Source organism: Herminiimonas sp. GW821-FHT09C12 (assembly GCF_059416385.1).
The window spans coordinates 805,258-826,777 of record NZ_JBWKPC010000001.1; the positions used below are offsets into that span (position 1 = coordinate 805,258).

At 51.2% G+C, this 21,520-nt stretch carries 15 protein-coding genes; 4 read left to right on the top strand and 11 right to left on the bottom strand.

Annotation, left to right across the window (positions count from 1 at the left end; all coding sequences use genetic code 11):
• Nucleotides 1-29: 29 nt before the first annotated feature.
• The 6 genes from AC07N2_RS03830 to AC07N2_RS03855 all read right to left on the bottom strand — a co-directional run bounded on the left by AC07N2_RS03830 (nt 30) and on the right by AC07N2_RS03855 (nt 9,308).
• Nucleotides 30-1,457 carry an efflux transporter outer membrane subunit gene (locus AC07N2_RS03830; protein WP_494778106.1) on the bottom strand — a complete coding sequence of 476 codons (1,428 nt, stop codon included), beginning with the start codon at nt 1,455-1,457 and terminating at the stop codon, nt 30-32.
• Nucleotides 1,457-2,707: an efflux RND transporter periplasmic adaptor subunit gene (locus AC07N2_RS03835; RefSeq protein ID WP_494777086.1), complete on the bottom strand. Its 1,251-nt coding sequence runs from the start codon at nt 2,705-2,707 to the stop codon at nt 1,457-1,459. The genes AC07N2_RS03830 and AC07N2_RS03835 overlap by 1 nt, the downstream gene beginning before the upstream one ends.
• Before the next feature lies 1 nt (nt 2,708).
• Nucleotides 2,709-5,921, bottom strand: coding sequence for an efflux RND transporter permease subunit (locus tag AC07N2_RS03840; protein WP_494777087.1), 3,213 nt, complete (start codon nt 5,919-5,921; stop codon nt 2,709-2,711).
• Nucleotides 5,922-6,325: 404 nt separating this feature from the next.
• Entirely contained in the window at nt 6,326-7,753 is a 1,428-nt protein-coding gene (locus AC07N2_RS03845; protein WP_494777088.1) for an MFS transporter, read from the bottom strand.
• A gap of 38 nt (nt 7,754-7,791) precedes the next feature.
• A complete protein-coding gene (locus tag AC07N2_RS03850; protein WP_494777089.1) occupies nt 7,792-8,190 on the bottom strand; it encodes a (R)-mandelonitrile lyase in 399 nt (132 codons plus the stop codon).
• A gap of 68 nt (nt 8,191-8,258) precedes the next feature.
• On the bottom strand, nt 8,259-9,308 hold the full coding sequence (locus AC07N2_RS03855; RefSeq protein WP_494778107.1) for an NAD(P)-dependent alcohol dehydrogenase: 1,050 nt from the start codon (nt 9,306-9,308) through the stop codon (nt 8,259-8,261).
• A 154-nt stretch (nt 9,309-9,462) separates the two neighbouring features.
• Between AC07N2_RS03855 and AC07N2_RS03860 the strand changes: the two genes are divergently transcribed.
• Together AC07N2_RS03860 and AC07N2_RS03865 are read left to right on the top strand one after the other, a co-directional pair.
• Nucleotides 9,463-10,356 carry a LysR family transcriptional regulator gene (locus AC07N2_RS03860; RefSeq protein ID WP_494777090.1) on the top strand — a complete coding sequence of 298 codons (894 nt, stop codon included), beginning with the start codon at nt 9,463-9,465 and terminating at the stop codon, nt 10,354-10,356.
• A 258-nt stretch (nt 10,357-10,614) separates the two neighbouring features.
• A complete protein-coding gene (locus tag AC07N2_RS03865; protein ID WP_494777091.1) occupies nt 10,615-11,175 on the top strand; it encodes a hypothetical protein in 561 nt (186 codons plus the stop codon).
• Nucleotides 11,176-11,532: 357 nt separating this feature from the next.
• Here the strand turns inward: AC07N2_RS03865 and AC07N2_RS03870 are convergent, their stop codons facing one another.
• The 4 genes from AC07N2_RS03870 to AC07N2_RS03885 all read right to left on the bottom strand — a co-directional run bounded on the left by AC07N2_RS03870 (nt 11,533) and on the right by AC07N2_RS03885 (nt 16,642).
• Nucleotides 11,533-12,432 (bottom strand): FecR family protein, encoded by a 900-nt coding sequence (locus tag AC07N2_RS03870; RefSeq protein WP_494777092.1) that lies wholly within the window; start codon nt 12,430-12,432, stop codon nt 11,533-11,535.
• Nucleotides 12,401-14,428 (bottom strand): two-partner secretion domain-containing protein, encoded by a 2,028-nt coding sequence (locus AC07N2_RS03875; protein WP_494777093.1) that lies wholly within the window; start codon nt 14,426-14,428, stop codon nt 12,401-12,403. Before AC07N2_RS03875 ends, AC07N2_RS03870 begins: the two co-directional genes overlap by 32 nt.
• Nucleotides 14,429-14,434: 6 nt before the next feature.
• Complete coding sequence (locus tag AC07N2_RS03880) at nt 14,435-16,045, bottom strand: ShlB/FhaC/HecB family hemolysin secretion/activation protein (RefSeq protein ID WP_494777094.1); 1,611 nt, start codon at nt 16,043-16,045, stop codon at nt 14,435-14,437.
• Between the two features lie 411 nt (nt 16,046-16,456).
• The gene (locus tag AC07N2_RS03885) at nt 16,457-16,642 is read right to left on the bottom strand and encodes a hypothetical protein (protein ID WP_494777095.1); all 186 of its coding nucleotides are present in this window, start codon (nt 16,640-16,642) and stop codon (nt 16,457-16,459) included.
• Between the two features lie 552 nt (nt 16,643-17,194).
• On the opposite strand from AC07N2_RS03885, the gene AC07N2_RS03890 reads away from it, so the two are divergent.
• Together AC07N2_RS03890 and AC07N2_RS03895 are read left to right on the top strand one after the other, a co-directional pair.
• Nucleotides 17,195-18,484 carry a DUF6035 family protein gene (locus AC07N2_RS03890; RefSeq protein ID WP_494777096.1) on the top strand — a complete coding sequence of 430 codons (1,290 nt, stop codon included), beginning with the start codon at nt 17,195-17,197 and terminating at the stop codon, nt 18,482-18,484.
• A gap of 104 nt (nt 18,485-18,588) precedes the next feature.
• Entirely contained in the window at nt 18,589-20,535 is a 1,947-nt protein-coding gene (locus AC07N2_RS03895) for a tetratricopeptide repeat protein (RefSeq protein ID WP_494777097.1), read from the top strand.
• A 119-nt stretch (nt 20,536-20,654) separates the two neighbouring features.
• Here the strand turns inward: AC07N2_RS03895 and AC07N2_RS03900 are convergent, their stop codons facing one another.
• A complete protein-coding gene (locus AC07N2_RS03900) occupies nt 20,655-21,515 on the bottom strand; it encodes an alpha/beta fold hydrolase (RefSeq protein ID WP_494777098.1) in 861 nt (286 codons plus the stop codon).
• Between the last annotated feature and the right edge of the window lie 5 nt (nt 21,516-21,520).

Here is a 21,520-nt window from a genome sequence, read left to right on the forward strand (position 1 = left end):
AGCGGCATCAGTAAAGCCGAGTAAAAAATTTATTCATGCACTGCGTGCCAACCACCACCCAATGCCTTGACCAGGCGTACGGTATTGAGCAAACGCTGTCCATGCAATTGCACTTCCTGACGACGATAGTTGAGGAAGGTTTGCTGTGCAATCACCACTTCCAGATTCGTCGTGATCCCATGCTGATAACGATCCATCGATAAACCGAGCGAACGATCTGCGCTATCGGCAGCTATCTTGGCCGATCCTGCCGCACGTTCCAATGCCACATCACCGCTCAAGCCATCCTGCACTTCCTGGAATGCCGTCAACACGCTTTGTCTATAAGTGGCGACCGATTGCTGATAACCCGCTTTCGCAAAATCAACATTGGCGCTGATACGACCACCATCAAAAATATTCTGCGATGCACTCACACCGATTGCCCACAACAGCGCCGGTGCACTAAACAGATTGCTGAGTTGATTCGCATCGCTGCCCACCAATCCAGACAAACCTAGCGATGGGAAGAATGCACTACGCGCCAAACCGATTTGCGCATTGGCCGCAGCCATCGCGCGTTCGGCAGCAGCGATGTCCGGCCGACGTTCCAGCAAGGCAGCCGGTGCCGTCAATGGAATCTTGGGCACCACAACCAATTTCAAATTAACCGGCAGAGTGAAGTCTGGCGCGGGTACACCGACCAACGTGGCAATCGCAGTTTGATAACGCGCACGCTGATCTTCCAGCAAGGTGAGTTGCGTTTGTGTCGCTGCGGTCAATCCTTGCTGCTGATTCAAATCCAGACCAGATACCGCACCCAGTTCATGCAAGGTACTGATGTAATTAAGCGCCTTGGTTTGCGCACCCAACGTTTGTCGCAGCAAATCAATTTCACTATCGCTCTGGCGCAAAGCCAGATAATCCGCAGCAAGTTCCGCCGTCAGGATCAGACGCGTATTTTCAAAATCGGCTTGCGCTTGTTCCGCACTGGCGCTTGCACCTTCAGCCTGTCTACGCACACGTCCGAACAAGTCCAATTCGTAATTAACATTGAAGCTGGCGTTAAAGTCGTTTTGAATGATGGATACATTCTGCGTCGCAGGATTCGTCAGCGGCCTGTCGGCGGAAGTGCGATTACGCGTAGTACCGGCCTGCACGCCTACTTTAGGGAAGAAGGCACTGTTGGCGACATTCGCTTGCGCACGTGCCTGATCAACACGCGCTTGCGCGATGACCATGGTTTGACCATTCTTCAGCGCCTGTTCCTGCAGAGCATTCAATTCGGGATCGCTGAAAACTTCCCACCACGCGCCCTTCAATTCGCCATCGCGCGGATTGCCGGCTTGCCAACCTGGTTCGGCCTTCCATGCTTGTGCAATCGGCGCATCCGGTTTTTTATAATCGGGACCAACTGCGCAACCGCCCAAGGCCAACAACGTCAGCAACAATGCAGAAGCAGGGGCACGACGCAGCATCACGATGCTTTCCCCTTGGGTGCAGTATTGCCGCCTGCAGGCTTGGCGTCCTTCGGCACGATCACGCTGACGGCATCGCCTTCGCTCAAGGAATCGGATGGATTGATGATCAATTTATCCTGCGCTTTTACGCCGCTGGCCAGTTCGACATCCACACCCAGCTCACGACCAATCACGACCGGCTGCAAATGCACCTTGCCATCGTTAACAATCGCCACGCGCGTTCCTTCCGGACGGAACAACAAGGCATTGCTAGGTATCGTCAATGCTCCGGTGCCACTACCGTTCGCTTTGACGGCAACTTGTACATACGCGCCGGGCAACAGCTCGCCGTTAGGATTAGGCAAGTCAACGACGACTTGCAAGGTACGTGTCAGCGTATCGATTGCACCGGCAGTGCGCGCGATGCTGCCTTCAAATACTTTGCCTGGAATTTCAGTCAAGGTGATACCAACCTTGTCACCAGTCTTGATTTGCGTCGAATAACCTTGCGGCACGTAGATATGAACGCGCAAGGGATCGCTTTTCGCCATGGTGAACAATACGCGGGCACCACCACCGGCATCGATCAAGGTACCGATATCGATATTGCGACGCGTGACGATGCCATCGAAAGGTGCAATGACACGGCTATAACCGAGCTGATCTTGCAAGCGCTGCACAGTCGCCTTGGCGGAATTATCTGCCGCAACTGCAACGGCCAGAGTATTACGCTTCTCATCCAGATCCTGTTGCGATACTGCATCGCGTTTGCGCAAGGCATCCCAACGTTCGAAGGTGCTCTTCGCCAATTGCAGATTGGTGACAGCTTGTGCCTGCGTGGCTTTCGCTTCGTTCAATTGCTGTGCCACTTCCGGCGTATCGATCAGCGCCAGCAAATCGCCGCGCTTGACCGGATCACCGATGTCCTTGACCCAGCGTGTGACGTAACCATTGGTGCGCGCGTAAATCGGTGCTTCGATGGCGCCTTGCAAGGTACCAGGCAAACGCAGCAAGTTATCGGCGGCAGCGTCGCGCGGATTCACCACTGTCACGTAGCGCATCGCTTGCTGCTTGGAGACATCCGCCAACTCACTCGCCTTGGCGAAACGCAAACCGATGACGATGGCTGCACCGATGATGAGTACACAAACAATCAGTAAAGCGAATTTCTGCACGCGACCGAGCAAACGCAGGCGATGGATACCGCGTGCAGCTCCGTGTGCCTGCAAGCCCTGGATGCCAATATTGGCGTGGCGTTCTTCAGTCATATCAGTTCTTTCCTTCGAGTACGGCAGTGTGGAGCGGCGGCAAACCTTTTTTGGCTGCACGCTGCGCCAGGAATTGATGAACGCCGGCAAATACCAGCGGCACAAAGAATAAAGTGGATACAGTCGCGAACAGCAAGCCGCCAATAGTGGCGCGACCCAGCGGCGCATTTTGTTCGCCACCTTCGCCGAAGCCGAGTGCCATCGGCAACATACCGATAATCATCGCCAGCGCCGTCATCAGGACCGGACGCAGGCGCGTCGCACCCGCTTCCAGTGCAGCCGACAATGGTGGTTCACCAGCGAGCAAACGCTGTCGCGCAAACGACACCATCAAAATACTATTCGCCGTCGCTACACCCACCGTCATGATCGCCCCCGTCAACGCCGGCACACTGAGTGTAGTGCCGGTTAGAAAGAGCATCCATGCGATACCGGCCAATGCGCCCGGCAGTGCGGTAATGATGATGAAAGGATCTATCCACGACTGGAAGTTGACCACGATCAGCAGATACACCAACACAATCGCCATCGCCAGACCAATCGCCAAACCGACGAAGGAAGACTTCATCGTTTCTACCTGGCCGCGCATCGTGATCTTCGAACCTTTAGGCAATTGTGCGCGTATCGGTTCTATCGCTTTCTCTACATCTTTTGCAACCGAACCGAGATCGCGACCGTTGACGCTGACGTACAAGTCGATCACCGGTTCAATGTTGTAACGCGAGATGACCGCTTGTTCACGACCAGATGTGACGTCCACCAGATTGCTCAGCAATTGCGTCTGCGCGTTTGCACCGCCGGTACTTACTGGTATCTGCATCAGTGCATCAATGGAATCAATTTTGTACTGTGGCGTCTGCACACTGATGCTGTATGGAATGCCGTTATTCGGATTGAGCCAGAACGATGGTGCCGTCTGCGAACTGCCGGATAGCGGGATCAAGACATTCTGCGCCACATTGCTCGCGCTCAATCCCATCTGTTGCAAGCGGCTTCTATCCATCATCAACTTCATCGTTGGTTGATCGATACGCTGCTGTATGTGTACATCCACTGCACCGGGGATCTGCTTCACTGCATTCTGCAATTGCGTGGCGAGGCGATAATTTTCCTTGATATTGTTACCGGCGAATTGCACATCTATCGCTGCCGGCAAACCAAAGTTGAGGATCTGCGTCACCACATCAGCCGGCTGGAAGAAAAATTCTATGCCGGGGAAACGACTTGGCAATTCTGCACGTAATTGTTCGACGTACTTGTTCGTCGGCGCATGGTCTTTCTTCAGCGCGATCTGGATTTCACCATCGAGCGTACCTATGGTGCCGGCGTTGCTGTACGACAGATTGATACCGCTATACGGCAAGCCAAGATTGTCGAGTATGGTTTCCAATTCATTGGCTGGAATTTTTTCGCGTATCACAGCTTCAATTTGATCAGCCAGACGCGCCGTCTCTTCTATCCGCGTGCCAGTCGGTGCGCGGAAATGCAGACGTATCAAACCGGCATCCACGCTCGGGAAAAAGTCCTGCCCCAAGGTGAAATAAAGGCCACTCGACAATACGGTAAATCCGAGAAAGATCGAAGCGTAAAAGCGCCGCCGCGGCAGCAAGGCGCTGAGCACCAGAATATAACCGCGGCGCATCCGCTCGAAACGCGCATCGAAACTTTTGTAAGTACGTTGCAGCAAACTCGGCTTGCCGGTTTTTTGTGCATCCGCATCAGCGCCAGTGCCATGCGATTTGCGCATGAACAGAATGACCAAGGTCGGGATCAAGGTACGCGACAGGATATAAGACGCAATCATCGCAAACATCACCGCTTCAGCCAGCGGCACGAACAGGTAACGCGCCACGCCAGTGAGGAAGAACATAGGTACGAACACGATACAGATACACAGTGTCGCTACCAGCGTCGGGATCGCAATCTCGCCCGCGCCTTCCAGCACCGCCGTTTCCAGATCGTGGCCTAGATGCAGATAGCGTTCGATATTCTCAATCGTCACCGTCGCATCATCGACCAGAATACCGACCGCGAGTGCGAGTCCGCCCAACGTCATGATGTTGATCGTCTCGCCGAGTGCATGCAGCGCAAGTATCGATGACAGCACCGACAAAGGAATCGAAATCGCGATGATACAAGTCGTGCGCCAGTTACCAAGGAAGAGCAAAATCATCGCCGCTGTCAGACAAGCCGCGATCAAGCCTTCATGCATCACGCCGCTAATCGCTGCCTTGACGAAGACCGACTGATCGAACAGCGCCGTCACTTTCACATCATCCGGCAAACCCGGAATGATGTCGGCCAATGCAGCGCGCACGTTATCAACAATCGCCAGCGTGGAAGCGCCACCATTCTTCAACAGCGACAACAACACGCCGCGCTGACCATCTTGTCGCGCGATATTGGTTTGCGGTGTAAAACCGTCGCGCACATGCGCCACTTCACCCAGATAAGTAGTTGCGCCATTCAGCGTGCGCACTGGCAGATCGTTCAATTCATCCAGCGCACGCGGTGAACCGTTCATGCTGACGGTAAATTCCGTCGAGCCGAATTTGGCGGTGCCGCCCGGCAAAATCAAATTCTGTGCATTAATCGCGTTGACGATATCAATCGGTGACAAACCCTTGGATTGCAAAGCCTGTGCATCCAGATCAACCGAGACGACGCGGCTCTTGCCGCCATAAGGATAAGGAATAGCAACGCCAGGTATCGTCACCAGCTTGGTTCGCACCGCATTCAAGGCCAGATCGAACAAACCCTGTTCCGACATCGTCGGGCTGGACAAACCGAGCTGCATGACTGGAATACTGGAAGCGGAATATTTGATGACCAACGGCGGGGTAATACCAGGTGGCATTTGACGCAGAATCGCTTGCGATACCGAACCGACCTGCGCGATCGCGGTCTGGATATTCGCGTTCGGCTGGAAGAAGACCTTGATCACAGCCACGCCGGCCAGCGTTTGTGATTCAATATGTTCGATGTCGTTGACGGTCGTCGTCAGCACACGTTCATTGATGCCCGTGATGCGCTGCCCCATCTCCTGTGCGGACAAACCGTTGTAATTCCAGATGATGCTGATGACCGGGATATCGATATCCGGCAGGATATCGGTCGCCATGCGTGTCAATGCAATCGGCGTCGCCAGAAAAATCAGCAGTGCCATCACAAGGAAGGTATACGGTCGCCGCAAGGCGATTTTGACTATCCACATCGAGTAATTTCCGTTCTTGTATTAGATACAACAGAGGCAGTACCACCGAGGGCCGCATCCTCGTTTGGCAAAACAGCGAGCGCTTTGAATAAAAAGCCCGCAAGTTAATCAATATACCGTGCCATCCATGTCTTGTTGCTTACCGGGAAATGACAAATTTGTCAGTTTTCTCCGGCTCAAACCTCAGCAACGACGAGGCAGCGATTCTACGCTCTTGGCGGGAAAATGTTTCCAGCAAGACATTCTTCTTTGCACAAGATTACTTATGCAAAAAACTGCCCAGATCCCATCCAACCGATAGAAAGAAGCCACCATCAAATAAGTGGTGACTTTAGGGAAGGTTAGCGAGTGCTAAGTGCTATCTGCGAACCAGCAGTCCGTGACTACCCAAGCAGAATGCGGACCTAGTGGACTAAAAGTGACTCCGACTTTCTCGACATCCCCGGCCAAACAATCAGCCACAAGACGACGGCAAGTGCGATTGCGAGCATCACGACACCAGCGGTAAATGACGCTGCGATTTGATGCGCCAGTAAGTTTGCCCCAGATAAACCGCTGCCCGCCGCCGCAAATACAACCACGAGAATGCCTAGCCCAAACGAACCACCCAATTGATGCGCAACATTCACCAGCCCAGATGCCGCACCAGCATCTGCTGCAGGTACGCCAGCGATGCCTGCAACCGTGAGCGGGCTGAGTGTTCCGCCTTGACCTATACCTATCAAAATCATGGGGAGGGCGACGCCTGTTAAATAGGATGTATGTGCCGACACTTGGCTAAGCCAAGCCATACCGATCAGTGACAGGACCAGCCCGCCCGCAAGAACACGCCCATTGCCAAATCGTCTAATCAACATCGGCACCGCCATTGCTGCTGCAAAATTAGGCAAGGTCGTCGGCAGAAAAGCCAAGCCGGCTTCAAACGGGCTGAAGCCCAGCACACCTTGCATGAACTGCGTCGTAAAAAACCAGAAGCCCACCATCGCACCAAGGAACAAAACACGCGCTGCATAAGCACCTGTCCGCTCACGGCTCGCGAACAAACGCAGCGGCATGATCGGATGTTTTACTCTCGACTCATTCCAAACCAGAAGCACAATGAATATGACGCCAGCCACAAGAGAGCTGACAGTAAGAGGGTCATGCCATCCGGTACTGGCCGAACGAACCAAGCCATAAACCAATGCGCTCATACCTAATGTCGAGCTCACAGCACCCAGCAGATCGAACTGTCCTGAGTGACGTTCGGTCTCTTTGATGTAACGTAACGCGCCGACAATCAGTGCGATGCCGATGGGCAGATTGATAAAGAAACCAACGCGCCAGGACAACCAGTCCGCGATTATCCCGCCCAATACCAGACCGATACTGGCACCCACACCAGCGGTCGCACCATAAAGACTAATTGCACGCGTGCGCTGTGGGCCTTCCGGGAAATTGGCTGTTAGCAGAGCCAATGTCGATGGTGCAAGAATCGCCGCGCCCACGCCTTGTATCGCGCGTGCACACAGCAACCATGCAGGCGACTGTGCCAATGCAATCGCAAGTGATGCGGCGGTGAACAATATCAAGCCGCTCACGAACATGCGACGACGCCCGAGGATGTCACCGGCACGTGCACCCAACAGCAGCAAGCCGCCAAAGGAGAGCATATAAGCGTTCTGTATCCACGAAAGCCCGGCCGACGAGAAGCCAAGATCCTGCTGTACCTTCGGTAGCGCTGTGATGACGATAGAAATGTCGAGCACGAGCATCAGATAGCTGACCAAAACGATCAGCAGTACCATTTCTCGCTGTTTTTCTCGACCTTTATTACTTTCAACGTCCGTCATCACTTGCTCCCGATTCCCATCACTCACTGCCACCAAAATTAGTGCGCCAGATATTCCTGCTCACGCACTTGCCCCTGCCAATCAGCAGTTTTTCCTTCGAGCTCTTCTTGAATTGCGATATGGGTCATGGCAGTCGTCGCCTGCGCACCATGCCAATGCTCTTCGCCCGGCGCAATCCACACCACATCGCCTGGTCGAATTTCCTGAATAGGACTGCCGCGTTTTTGCACAAGTCCAGCGCCAGCAGTGACGATCAGCGTTTGACCCAATGGATGCGTATGCCAGGCAGTCCGGGCACCGGGTTCAAAAGTGACGCTGACGCCCAAGGCACGAGCAGGCGCCTGTGCAGTGAACAGTGGATCGACACGCACAGTGCCGGTGAAATATTCAACCGGACCTTTGCCGGATGCTTGTGAGCCGCTACGTTTGATTTCCATTTTGAATTTCCTTTTCTTTCTGGCCCGCGCTGTGCGCGACCAAAGTGATGTTCATGAATACTGTTTGCTCAGGCTTTGAGCGTGGCGATATCGATGACGAAGCGATACTTCACATCGCTCTTGAGCATGCGTTCGTAGGCATCGTTGATCTCTTGCATATTGATCATTTCAATGTCGGAGGTGATGTTGTGCTTGCCGCAAAAATCCAGCATCTCCTGCGTTTCTGCAATACCACCTATCAGGGAACCGGCCACTGCTTTGCGCCCCATGATCATCGGAACGGTATTAAGCATGGGATCAAGCTCGCCTAAATAGCCAACCAAAACCAGCGTGCCGTTAATAGCCAGCGTCGTGACGTAGGGATTAAGGTCGTGCACATACGGCACGGTATCGATGATCAAGTCGAACTTGCCATGAACTGCAGCCATTTGCGCGTCATCGCTGGACAGCACGATATGCTTTGCACCCAGACGCGTAGCATCGTCTTCCTTGCCTTTGGAACGCGTGAATAGAGTGACATCTGCACCCAGCGCGCTTGCCAGTTTTAATGCCATGTGGCCCAAACCACCCAGACCAATGATGGCAACCTTGCTGTTCTTACCGGCCTTCCAGTGACGTAAGGGCGACCAGGTCGTGATCCCGGCGCACAGCAGTGGCGCAGCACCAGCCAGATCGAGGCCATCCGGTACTTTCAACACGAATTTATCCGACACCACGATCTTCTCGGAATAACCACCGTAAGTAGGTGTGTGGTCGTGCTTGTCATGCGCGTTATAAGTCACGATAGGAAATTTGACGCAATACTGTTCATGCCCTTGTTTGCAAGGATCGCACTGCTGACAAGAATCCACCATGCAGCCAACACCCACATGGTCGCCCGCTTTGAAACGCGTGACCGCTTTACCCACGCTCAACACACGACCTATGATTTCGTGTCCCGGCACCAGCGGATACATGCTGTTTCCCCAGTCATTGCGCGCACTATGCAAATCCGAGTGACACACACCGCAGTAAAGAATTTCGATGGCTACGTCATCTGCACGCAGATCACGGCGATCGAAGCGGAAGGGGGCTAAAGCTTCCTGCGCGGACTGTGCCGCATAACCCAGAACGTTCATAGTCATGTTTTCCTCATCTCCAAAAATTGGTTGATCCGGATATCACTGGCCGCATACAGCTCAAGCGCCGTTGATTACTAACCATAATGTAACGGGAAAGCTTTATCTTGATTAGAGCCTATAATCAGCATAGGTTAATGAATTAAACTCATCAATGGCACGCGAAAACTTCAACGATCTCCAAGCTTTCCTGGTGGTAGCACGCGAAGGAAGCTTTACCAGAGCGGCAGCCCAGCTCGGGGTTTCTCAATCTGCGTTGAGCCACACCATCCGTGGTTTGGAGACACGCATGGGACTGCGACTGCTCACTCGCACCACGCGGAGTGTTTCGCCAACAGCGGCAGGGGAACGATTGCTGTTGAACATAGGACCACGCTTTGAAGAAATCGAGGCAGAACTCGCCGCCTTGAGCGAACTGAGGGACAAACCTGCCGGCACCATCCGCATCACGACAGCTGAACATGCTGCGAACCATATTATTTGGCCCAAGCTGTCCAAACTTCTGGCGGACTATCCGGACATCAAGGTCGAAATCAATCTCGACTATGGAATGACCAACATCGTTGCGCAACGATTTGACGCCGGCGTGCGTCTTGGCGATCAAGTAGAAAAAGACATGATCGCCGTGCGCATCAGTCCGGAACTGCACATGGCGGTTGTTGGTGCGCCGTCTTACTTCTCTAAACATGCGGCACCGAAGACGCCACAGGAACTGGCCGCACATAGTTGCATCAATCTACGCTTGCCTACCCACGACAGCCTGCTGGTTTGGGAATTCGAAAAAAACAATCTGCCCTTGAAAGCGCATGTGGATGGCCAATGGGTATTCAACACAGGAACCGCCATCATGAAAGCAGCCTTGGCAGGTTTTGGCCTGGCGTATCTACCGGAAGATATGGTGGAACCTTATGTTGCCAGCGGCGAACTTGCTTACGTCCTGCAGGACTGGTGCCCGACGTTTCCGGCCTATCACCTTTACTATCCAAGCCGCCGACAAGCGTCACCGGCATTCAGACTCTTGGTTGACGCCTTGCGCTATCAGGAATAATCAAGCGTCCGATCGCGACCACGGACGACATCCGGCATCTGAAAAATGCCAAAAATTGCATCCCAGACATCTTCTCCAGCCACCTCTTTTTTACAAGACGTCGGCCACCGACAACACCCATGCAGAAACCTGCAAATACCCAATCCGATTGGTGTAATCTGCAAATTGTGCGGAGCCAGTGAGGCCGCACACAAAATAAAAAAATAGATTCAAACAGACATAGACAGTCATCGCTATAGCGGTGGCTTTGGAGGAGACATGAAGAAGTTAGCTTGCACCTTGCTGGTGTTAAGTTTGGCCGCCTGCGGGCAAGCCGTCGAGACAAAAACGGCAGCGATGACAGAAACACAAAACAGCTTCAGCAAGGAAGCTGCGTTTGAATTAACGCCAGAACAATTTGCCACTGCATTCAACGCTGCCGCGCGCACTTATGGCCAGGCATTCAGAATCAACAAAGTCGATGTGCAGCATGGCTCCGCACACGATTACTTTCAGCAAACATTCTCCAGCGGAATATCGCTGACTGCCGCCGTCTCCAAGGAAACCGGGCACGTCACCAGCGTCACCGCCTTGGTCGCAGAAGATAACTCGCAAGCCGATAGCCGCAGCAATGTAGTGGCAATATCAGAAGTTGTCGCCGCAACAGTCAATCCCAAACTGAGTAAAAACAAAAGCGCCGAACTCGTCACTGACATGATGAGAGAAGTCGGCAGCAACAACGACGCCAGTAAATTCCCGCAACGCTTCGTCAACAATGTGCGTTACGTTTTACGCAATGGCAGCGGCATTGGTTATTGGTGGATTGCTAATCCGGTCTGATATCTGACTGCGACATATTCAGTGCATAAATAAAAAGGCTTCCCGAGGAAGCCTTTTTGCAAGAAGCGGGTGATACCGCACAAAGCCTAGCGACTTTCGTGTTGCACACCCACATCGATAACACCATAAGCATCTATACCAGAACTGCTGTTGGGCGTACGCGCATATCCGCCACATCCACCAAGAACTAAAAGGGCAGGTAACAATAGAACCAAGCCTAGTCTGAAATATTTTTGAGATTGTTTCATTGCACTCACTGTATCAACTTAATCGCCAAAATGAGCGACATCAGCTTATACGACAGCAGTCACAGCAAATCATTCCCCACATGATCAATCATCATGTCGAGTCTATTGTTTAACGAACCACACAATCAACTGTATTGGATCTAGGCGGTGCACTGCTATTCGTGACCGGAGGAGGCGCGCTAAATGCCACTGGTAGCGTGAACTGCAGCCCCGGATTCTTCGGCACGAGAGCAGGAGGCACCGTCGGATTGGCAGTAAAACCAAACTGACCGGCAGAAAAAGTCTGCGCGCCGCCCTTATTCGCCACATTAATCAAACCATCGATTACCTGCACATACAAACCCGGCTGCAATGCTGGTGATGTGCCGGGAGTGGCCGTCAGCGGCCCGTTCTTCGGCACAGGTATATTGAGTTGCGCCAGCAGCAAAGGCTGGATGGCAGAAGGCGCGGGCATATCGCTATGCGTAGCTTGCATGGACATGTCCAGCGCAGCAGTACTCGCCAATAAATAAGCCTGGCGCGCAACTGCAACCGCTTCGGCATTTGGCTTGACGTATTGCACAACGACATTCGCAGCCTGCATGTCAATGGTTGCCGAAGGCGTCACCAATTGCACACTATCCTTGCTGCGCTTGCCAAGCAAACCCGTGTTCGAACGCACACCGCCTTGCACCAGAGTGAAGGCAATACTGTCCGCCGCCGGTTTCGCTACGTCATACGAAAACTTGTCGATCGTCAGCACCGTATCCGGTTGCAGGATGAGCGTACTGCCATCGCTAAACTTGATTTGTGCGTAGCCTTTGCCCTGGGTCGACAGCGTATCGCCGGCGTCAACCGCCGACTTCGCGCCCAGCACGCGCACGCTGCCGTTCGCTTTCTTCGCCAGCAAAGGACCACTCAGATGCGTGACCGTACCGACGCCAGATGCAGCCTGAACCACTGTTGCCGCACACAAGGCTGCCAGCAACAGCAGAGACTTAATTGCAGTAAAGTTTTTTAGCTGGTTCATTTTTTAACTCACTCTTGTCATTGGATGCGACTTCTTTGGTGTCGGGCTTTTTGTCATCGGACTTTTTATCATCTGGTGCGGATGTACTTGCGGCTGATGATGATCCCGATCCACTCGATGATGTATCACCTTGCTTTTTCGTATCGAGGAAAGCCACCTGATCGAAATCGGTCTTCGGCGTCGATGAAGTAATAGTCTTGATTACTTCATTGCTTGCCTGTTGTACCGGCTTGACCGGCTCACTGGCGGTTGGTGGCGACAGTACCTGGCACAAGGCCGAGTTGGGCGCGATGCTACAGATGTCAGCGGAAGGGGGTGGTGTCACAGGAGGGACTACGACGGGTGGAATCACAGGAGGGACTACGACGGGCGGATTCAAATAGTCTGTAATGGTCTTGATCCCTCCGGCATTGATGGCATTTATACCATCACCTAGAACCCGCCCCTCGCCAGTACCAAAGTAATTCGCAGCCAGCGTTATGTTTTCAGTGAAAATCAACATCGCATCCACGTATATGTTGTTGCCGGCCTGAGCAGTGAGACTCACACCTTCATGTGTGTTGCCGACACCAGATTGAAAAGTAATGTTGTTAGTCGCTTGCAGAATGACATCTGCTGTCGCATCCGACAGTAACTGCGCACTAATTTCTGTAGTTTCGCCGGGACGACTGTCAAATGCCGCAGCATCACTCAAAGGTGACGGCCCATCGTTCACAATGATATTTTCCGGGTCAAGCAACCACTGGCCGTTTTTCCCTTTCGGCGCACCAGCATTTACACGTATCCCTGCCACATCCAGATGATGCAGGCCTGAGGTTTCAATAAAGCCACCATTACCCGATGCCGCACCACCGCGTGCAAAGATGGAGCCATAAACCTGCGCAGTCTGATCACCCCAGACGATGACCTTGCCGCCATTACCACTCGCAATGGCATCTGCCTTGATCACTGCATCCTTGCCGACAAACACTTGCTGCGCATTCATCACGGCTGCATTTTTGCCCTGATAATCGCCGCCGATCAGCGCCGTACCGCCACCGTTCTGTCCACTGACATCAACACGTGCATCACCCATCAAGCCGACCTGTTCACCCAGCACATGAATCTCGCCACCGGCATTGATACCTGTCGCCGTCGTCACGCTGCCGGTTTCCAGCAGCGTCGTGCGGCTCGCCTTCAAAATGATCTTGCCGTTCTCGCCGACGACTGCGCTGTTCGCATTCAACTTGCCACGCTGATTGATCAAGGCACCGTAGATGCCGATCTTGCCACCTTGCGCGATGACTTCGCCCAGGTTCAGCGCCTGATCAGTCGGCGCCGATACGACGACGTGCATATCGGGATTGGTGGAATCGGCCAATTGCACGCTACGTCCTGCCGCCAGCACCACATCGCCTTTAGGTGAAGTGATGATGCCGCTATTCGTGACATCCGGTGCAATCAGGTAGACCTGCCCGCCGGACGGCGTGGTGATAGCACCCATGTTGCTCACTGCACCGGCAACATCACCTGCAGTGAATTTGTTTTTACCGGCGAGGAAATCGCTATTCGAAATCGCCAGCGTCGATGCCACCAGTCCGGCCACATTCACTTGCGAACCTGCACCAAACATAATGCCGTTCGGATTGATCAGGAAAACGCGACCATTCGACTGCAAGGCCCCCATAATGCGGCTCGGGTCCTGACCGGTAATGCGGTTGAGTACGCTGCTACTGCTGTTCTGCTGGATGAAGCGCACCATCTCGCCGGCACCGATAGAAAAGCTAGCCCAATTAATGATCGCATTCGGGCTATTCGTAATCGTGAAAACATTACCATTCTGCGAGAAGGTCACTTGCCCATTCACCACCGTCGGATTCGATGGATTCGCCACCGCACTACCAATACCGGCGACGCCCAGACAAGCCGCCAGCACAGATGGCAGGAACGCATAGCGAATAGAGCGTGCCAGGATTGCTGATTTATTCAAAGCCATATTCATAGATTTCTTCATCATGGCACCTTAGAAAGACAAAGCAAGACGGGCATGGACACGGTTGTCACCGCTGCGGGTGACCGTCAGCGCCGAATCATGCAGCACATGACCAACGTCTACTTGCAGGTTAACGTCATTACCCATTTGCAAACGTACGCCTAAACCAATGCTGCTGATATAAATTTTGCGAAAATCCATTGGTTGAACATGGTTAGGCTTGAGATATGCGTTGTCATAAAAAGCCAAAGCACGGCATTGCCACTTACCATTGCCGCACAAAGGTGCCGTGTAAACCTCGAAGTTCCCAATAACACCGTAATCACTCGCAACTTCACGCTCATTAAATCCTCGAACTGATGTTGAGCCACCGGCCCCGAGCTGCTCACCAGAAATCAAAGCATCTTTAGTGTACTGACCGTTTATGATTGCGCGTGCCAACCATTCGGATGGCAAAGCCTGCGTCAGGCTCCCAGCAAAACGAAGTACTGTGTAATCCGCATTTGCTTCAGGCTTGGCATTTTCAAAATCTTTTTGACTACCGCGCGCACCACCCGGAATATTGTGCAGAAGAGTTAAGGCCATCCCTGCAGAACCACTCTCCAATGTCCAGTCACCTTGGTATCCAACACTGATTGGATGAACGGTTACATCAGCACCTGAATAGAACGACATGTCTATCTGATCTACCTGTACATTATTTTTGAATATCTTGTAATCAATGCCGTAAATCACCTTCGATTCGTAATTCCCTCGTGTTTGCAAATTTTGGTTATACCGCGCGCCAAACATACTACCTTTGCCACTAATACCGATATCTGAAGTACCCGTTCCAACTGCAACTTTTAAGACGCCCGCATTCACATCCGAATAACTCGCATAGAAATCCATCGAATCACCGAGCGCATACAGCGGTATGTGATAACCGACGCCATACACGCCGACACGACTCGGTTCTTCCAGCGTGGTCGTGTACTGCAAGCTCATCACATGATCGAGGCCGAACATATTGGCGTTCTGCAGCACCACACCGGCACGCGTGCGGCCCGTTGAAGACGTGCCGGTATTGTCCAAATTCACCGTAGTACGCCAGATCGACTCGTCAACCACCGCTAACGTCGCCTCGACTTCATCGTCCTGCGCACCGGACTTCATGCGCATCGTAACCTTCTTGGCCGGATTCTCATTGGCCAGCTTCAAGCTCTTGGACACTGCCTTCAGGTCAGGCGTTTGTCCTTCATGCAAGGCGGGTAACGAGCGACGGATATTGGCATCATCGAAATGGCTATTACCCTCGATGACCACATTACCGATCTTGGTCTGCACCACATTCAGCACTACGGTGCCGTGATCCAGCTCCTGCTCTGGTAGATCGACGCGCACCAGTTGATAACCGCGTACATGATAAGCCGCCTCCAGCGCTTCCAGCGCACCCATCACATCAGCAAAATCGCGATGCTTGCCAAGGTAGGGCGCAACCAATTTATCAACCGTCTGCGTCGACAACAGCGTGTTACCGCGAACGTCAAAACGATTGATATCGAAGTGGAGGGAAGTGTTGTCAGCATCGGCGGCACAAGTGGCAGCACTGACTATTGCCAGCAAAGCGCCGGCAAGCAAAGATACAAAACGGTGTTTCATCGGATCGCCCTTGGGCAGCGTTAGTTATTATGATTTTTAGGTTGACGCTGCGCCATCACGAAGCAAGCGTGCCGTGGATTACAAGTCTACCGATTTGTGTTTCCGACAAGGAAAATTTCTACAGGGAATTATGCGAAATGAGGCTAGAACGCGACAACTGGCATGGCCTTTAACGAAAAGCTGAGATTGGAGAGGTACGAAAGCGAAGAACTGATCGAAGTAGATCGCGCGATGCAAGCATGCGCTGACCTTTACTACTGGATTTCACGGCCAGATGTGACTGACGCTCCCAATTCACCGCTCACATTACACGCTAGGAATACCCTGCTAAACGAATGTACGTTTTCCGCAGCCGGAGCACTCGCGCTGACGTCCTCATGGATGCTCAGTAATGACGGAACTAGACCGTCGTTAGCACAGATCTATCCCGATTTGGCAGTAGCCGTCAGCCGTGCGGCACTGCGTCAGCCAGACGCTCAACGCAGCTACTACGAAGGGAATATCCTTGGTGGCACAGACGGCATCTGCAGCTTCTGTCTCCACGTTCTCGGAAGCTTTGGAAAATCGACCGATCTCACACTCGTCCGCAGTTTCCATGACCACTCATCTGCAGGTAAAGCCGCTCTATCAGCCATACAAGCCTTAGAATCTCGCACCTTGTATGCTTCATGAGTCCGATATTAGAGCGATGCAAAGACTCCCTACAGAACTGCTGCCAATGTTCCGACAAGCTTCGACAACACATGTACGCGTGATTCAAATAGGTCGCGGCCAAGAATTTTTTCTCTATAGCTCCCCGCGTAGACGGATATGCCATCTGGATAATTGCTTTCGAGCCAGGCCCCTGTTGTCAGCAAGGCGAAAGGTGCAACCGACAGCAATCACTGCAAACCGATGAGAGGCCCGCGATAGCCGAGTATTTGCTTTGGGTCGAAAGCGGACATTCGTACAAGCCTTGAGTTCGTCTAGCAATTTTTCTCTAAGAACTAGTAGCGACACGCGTACCTCACTGCACGATCGAGCTCGGCAATGTCAGGCTTTTGCCATTGAGAAACATAAGGTTTAGACTCAAGTCTTGTTTCTGTCTAATGGATAAAAGCAATGTTATCTGAGTCCGTTACCAAACCTGCTATTCCAGTGGTTCTAAATATGAGAACCGGCATACATGAGTCCTTAGAGCTCGTTGTTAGCAAATCTAGGGCCGTGTTAATGCAAACACGCATGGAAATCAAAGAAGCAATGATTCGCGGTAGACCAGTTTACGTGTGCAGTGAATGCCATGTACCTGTATCACTTCTCCAGCACCACGATACAAGACGTTTCTTTTTTCGACATCAACATGAAGATGGGCGTTGCCGTTATCAAACAAAAGGCAGTTTATCCCAAGAAGAAATTAAGGCACGGCAGTATAACGGCGCGAAGGAGAGCGACAAACATCGCAGAATGAAAGCATTGCTGCTTCAATCACTTCGCGAGGACAAACGATTTACGGATTTAAAATCTGAGAAGCACTGGAGTGGCGCAAATGGAAAGTGGCGACAGCCAGACGTGCAGGCCCGCTATCGACCTACTCCCGATGCCATACCGATCCCTATCGTGTTCGAAGTACAGCTTTCTACAACATTTCTGGATGTAATCGCTGAACGTCGAGTCTTCTACCAAGCGGAAGGGGCATTACTATTTTGGGTGTTTGCCGAGTTTAATGAAACTGGTAGACGTTTAATGCAAGATGATGTCTTCTTTAACAATAATCAGAATGCATTCCTTGTTAATGAAGAAAGCACTCAGAGATCAAAAGAAAATCATAGGCTCATATTTGAGTGTCTGTGGGCAACGCCTACGATAGGAGGTGCTGATCCCCATCTAGAAAAGAAGCAGGTTGAGTTTAGTGAACTTACTATTGACCTAGTTAAGCAGCAAGTATTTTTCGTTGATGTAGAAACTATTAGAAACGATGTATCAACTCGGGAAATGACCTTAGCTGCAAAATCAGAAATAGAAGCACTTCATACAGATTTTTTCGATTATGTGCATGGCCCCCTAGACATGCAAGGGCTAGGGGGCCAAAGATGGGCGAACTTACGCGTTCAGTTTGAGAAACATGGTATTGAGCTTCCACAATGGCCAGATCATCTACCGCTTCGCGAGCTTAATATTTTGTACTCCGCCAAGTTTGGAAGGCCTATTGGTTGGGGCTTCAAGTCACTCGTTCAACTGGCTCATCATGTTTATGATCGATACCCAGGGCAACTCCGAAGATTTCGCCATGCTTTGAGTCATTATGATCGAGCTGACTTGATTCGTAAGGGGGATTCAAATGGAAGTTGGCAGCGCAAGGCAAGAAAATATCGTATGGAGATGCAACAAAACTATACGAAGTGGGATAGCGACGATACGCATGCCGCGTTGTTTAATTTTATTTTTCCCGAACTTGTATGACAAAATGAAATCGCTTCAATGATTAAGTCCATAGATCTATGAACTTTTAAGATGTATACATGCTGTACGAAATCCGTCTATGTTTGAGAATGTAGGTAAAAAGTATGAGTTACTTCGATGATCTACCTCAGCGTCACAAAACTCATGTAACTGAAAACAAGGCAGAATCAGCATTTCTGAACTTGCTAGCGAGTTCCGAAGATTTTATTCTGCAGACATCCGACCATAAGGACTATGGGAGCGACTATCAGATCGAAGTTGTCGATCGTGAAAACGTGACGAATGTCAGAGTTCATGTCCAATTAAAGGGAACAGAAAAGGATGAAAATGCAGATGGAACCGTTAGCGTCGAGATAAAGCGCTTTAATCTTAACTACCTTCTAATGCAGCCGCATTCTTTCTTTGTTTGCTATCACGCTCAAACTAACACATTGAGGTTTTGTTCCGCAGACACAGTGGCACGACGATACGAACATAGCGGACAGAATTGGACCAAGCAAAAAACCCTCACCGTAATTTTCTCTGAAATACTTACGGTCGAGCGCCTTAAGTCGTTGGCAGCTTTGGCCAGAGCTAGCTCAGCAACCATGAGAAATAGACGGGTCGCTCAAACATTAGCTCGCCCCGAAGATTTACCTCGTATAGTCAAATCTGCTCGCCTCGATCTGCATGTTCCAGAAGAAAAAGACCAAGCTAAAGCTATGCTCTCTAGCTTATTTGACTGCGGTGCTGACGACATAATTAGTGCAGCTTTTGAGCAATTCTCATCTATTTTCTCTCGCGACGATGATGCAATGATTTTCTGCTACATGGCAGAGATCAATCTAGGTATGGCTAAGCTTAGCAATAATATTGACCGCATCACGGACGGCATCTCTTATCTCGAATCAATGCTCACAAGGAATCGCTTCGATGCAGGAAACCTTTATTATTCGATTGGTAACGGATTCTCCGCATTAGAACGAAATAATGACGCCGTCATAGCATACGAACTGGCTCTTCAGCGCTTGCTGATCATGCGCGACTATACGTCCATTGCAGAATGCTACAAGAATCTTGGGACTAGCTATGAGAAGCTAGGTAATGGCGAACGGGCCGTTGAGTGTTTCCACGAAGCGTTGCGGCACAACCCCTTGTTAGCAGAAGCTCACTTCGCCATAGGCGTTGTTTATCACCGGACGGGGAAGTATGAGCAAGCACTAGAACATTTCGATCAGGTGGTCTTCGGTGAGCCTACTCTAGCAAAAAAATCTTCGGTCTCAGGATGGCGAGTCAACCTATTTTTCAATCTAGATGATGGCAAGGCCGCGTTTCGCGAAATAAATGCATTATTAAACGATGCTGGAGAAGATGCTTGGATTTGGCCATGGTGCGCTCAGCAAGTTGCTAACTTCGGACGTATTTCGCCAGACAATGCTAGGCTCAGCATACCTTTCTGGAATCGATATTTAGAGGTATATAAAGACTGTCCGAGCGGCATCCGAGAAAAACTGCTGAACCAACTATATCTTCGATCAGAAGGTCTGGCTGCAGATTTGATCTATCCTGAGTTCAAAGCCGAGTTCGAAGCGGGTATCCGGTATGTTCGAAATGAGCCAGCAGCTTTCCTATGGGACCGTCTTGGGCACTGGGCACAGGAAGACGATAACTGGGAAGAAGCGGTGCGGTGCTTTCGCGCCGCGTATGATCTTGCTGGTGGTCAGTATGGCTATTGTCTCGGCGTTGCCCTGAACTTCCTTGATAGACCAAAAGAGAGTCTTCCGATTTTGCTTTCTCAAGCCACGGATATTCAGCCAGACGATATGAGCTGGTTTCAGGTAGCGCTGGCCTATGAGAAATTGGGGTACACGAGCGATTCAATCGACGCCTATAAAAAGGTAATTGAGTTGAATCCCACTTGCGCATTAGCATGGTTCAACATGGGCGGCGTGTATTGGAACGCTAGAGAAGCGGAAGAAGCACGGCAGGTATGGAAAGCTGCCATGGACAAATTCCCCGATCACGATCTCGCAGCGCTGCTCCGGCACGATCTTCCATTTCTATTTAACTAGCTGAATATTGCCGTGCATCAGATTACTAGATTTCTGACTATAACCGCAACTTGGAGGTGCTTGACACGCCGCTAGCAGAGAAAGTGTACCCGCAGCATTCAAGGGGTTTTCGTCTAACCTCAGCTAGTCGCTAACATCCGATTTAACACTGGCTCAGCTACATTATAAAATCCCGCAGGATTGTCTAGCAAAACTCCATGGCCAGCGCCACAAACCTCTGCTTCCACTCCGGAATCCAACACCTCTACCATTCGTTTAGCTGTGCTACGATCCAATACTGCTGAAGCCGCCCCCCTAATCACCAACGTCTCACAAGCTACCAATCGGAGTGCCTCCCAACGCTCGAAGTTACTATCGCCTTCTACCTTATAATTTTCTCCAAGTAGTGCAGGATCATTCTTCAGCTTATATATAGTACCTTCAAGAAGAAGCGATTCTTTAGCGAAGTCCCACAAATCCTTTGGCTCGACAAGCGGCCGCTCAGCGCGCAATAAGTTCCAGTATTCATCTACCGATTTATACGCTTTCAGTTTTTTTAACGCTTGTTCTTTAACGTAATTTCCGACACTAGATGGCGGACTCGGACTTGCGTCAACGATTACTAAACCACCCAATTCGGCTGGTCTTTTTGCAGCTATTCGTAACGCAATTATGCCGCCAAATGAATGTCCCATAAGAACATAGCGGCGCAAATTCAGACTGTTAATTACTCGTTCAATATCATTCACATGATCGTTTACATGATACTTTCGTTCTTTTGACCAACCAGAATCACCGTGCCCTCTCAGATCAATTGCATATGCTTGGTGCTTGTTTATAAACTTAGCGACGGGTCCCCATACATGTCGATTTTCATTAAACCCATGCAAAAGTATGCATGCAGTGTCCTCAGAAATTTTCCCCCATCTCTGTACAGCGATAACTGGAAAGTTTTTTTCCACAATCTCTTTAATACTCACATCCTGGTTCGGCAAGTTCATCGTAG

What these genes read in the sequence shown, in the direction of transcription:
- AC07N2_RS03870 (WP_494777092.1), bottom strand. Translation starts at nt 12,432, where the DNA reads ATGAACCAGCTAAAAAACTTTACTGCAATTAAGTCTCTGCTGTTGCTG.
- AC07N2_RS03860 (WP_494777090.1), top strand. Translation starts at nt 9,463, where the DNA reads ATGGCACGCGAAAACTTCAACGATCTCCAAGCTTTCCTGGTGGTAGCA.
- AC07N2_RS03865 (WP_494777091.1), top strand. Translation starts at nt 10,615, where the DNA reads ATGAAGAAGTTAGCTTGCACCTTGCTGGTGTTAAGTTTGGCCGCCTGC.
- AC07N2_RS03830 (WP_494778106.1), bottom strand. Translation starts at nt 1,457, where the DNA reads ATGCTGCGTCGTGCCCCTGCTTCTGCATTGTTGCTGACGTTGTTGGCC.
- AC07N2_RS03885 (WP_494777095.1), bottom strand. Translation starts at nt 16,642, where the DNA reads ATGGAAACTGCGGACGAGTGTGAGATCGGTCGATTTTCCAAAGCTTCC.
- AC07N2_RS03880 (WP_494777094.1), bottom strand. Translation starts at nt 16,045, where the DNA reads ATGAAACACCGTTTTGTATCTTTGCTTGCCGGCGCTTTGCTGGCAATA.
- AC07N2_RS03850 (WP_494777089.1), bottom strand. Translation starts at nt 8,190, where the DNA reads ATGGAAATCAAACGTAGCGGCTCACAAGCATCCGGCAAAGGTCCGGTT.
- AC07N2_RS03890 (WP_494777096.1), top strand. Translation starts at nt 17,195, where the DNA reads ATGAGAACCGGCATACATGAGTCCTTAGAGCTCGTTGTTAGCAAATCT.
- AC07N2_RS03845 (WP_494777088.1), bottom strand. Translation starts at nt 7,753, where the DNA reads ATGACGGACGTTGAAAGTAATAAAGGTCGAGAAAAACAGCGAGAAATG.
- AC07N2_RS03900 (WP_494777098.1), bottom strand. Translation starts at nt 21,515, where the DNA reads ATGAACTTGCCGAACCAGGATGTGAGTATTAAAGAGATTGTGGAAAAA.
- AC07N2_RS03835 (WP_494777086.1), bottom strand. Translation starts at nt 2,707, where the DNA reads ATGACTGAAGAACGCCACGCCAATATTGGCATCCAGGGCTTGCAGGCA.
- AC07N2_RS03875 (WP_494777093.1), bottom strand. Translation starts at nt 14,428, where the DNA reads ATGATGAAGAAATCTATGAATATGGCTTTGAATAAATCAGCAATCCTG.
- AC07N2_RS03840 (WP_494777087.1), bottom strand. Translation starts at nt 5,921, where the DNA reads ATGTGGATAGTCAAAATCGCCTTGCGGCGACCGTATACCTTCCTTGTG.
- AC07N2_RS03895 (WP_494777097.1), top strand. Translation starts at nt 18,589, where the DNA reads ATGAGTTACTTCGATGATCTACCTCAGCGTCACAAAACTCATGTAACT.
- AC07N2_RS03855 (WP_494778107.1), bottom strand. Translation starts at nt 9,308, where the DNA reads ATGAACGTTCTGGGTTATGCGGCACAGTCCGCGCAGGAAGCTTTAGCC.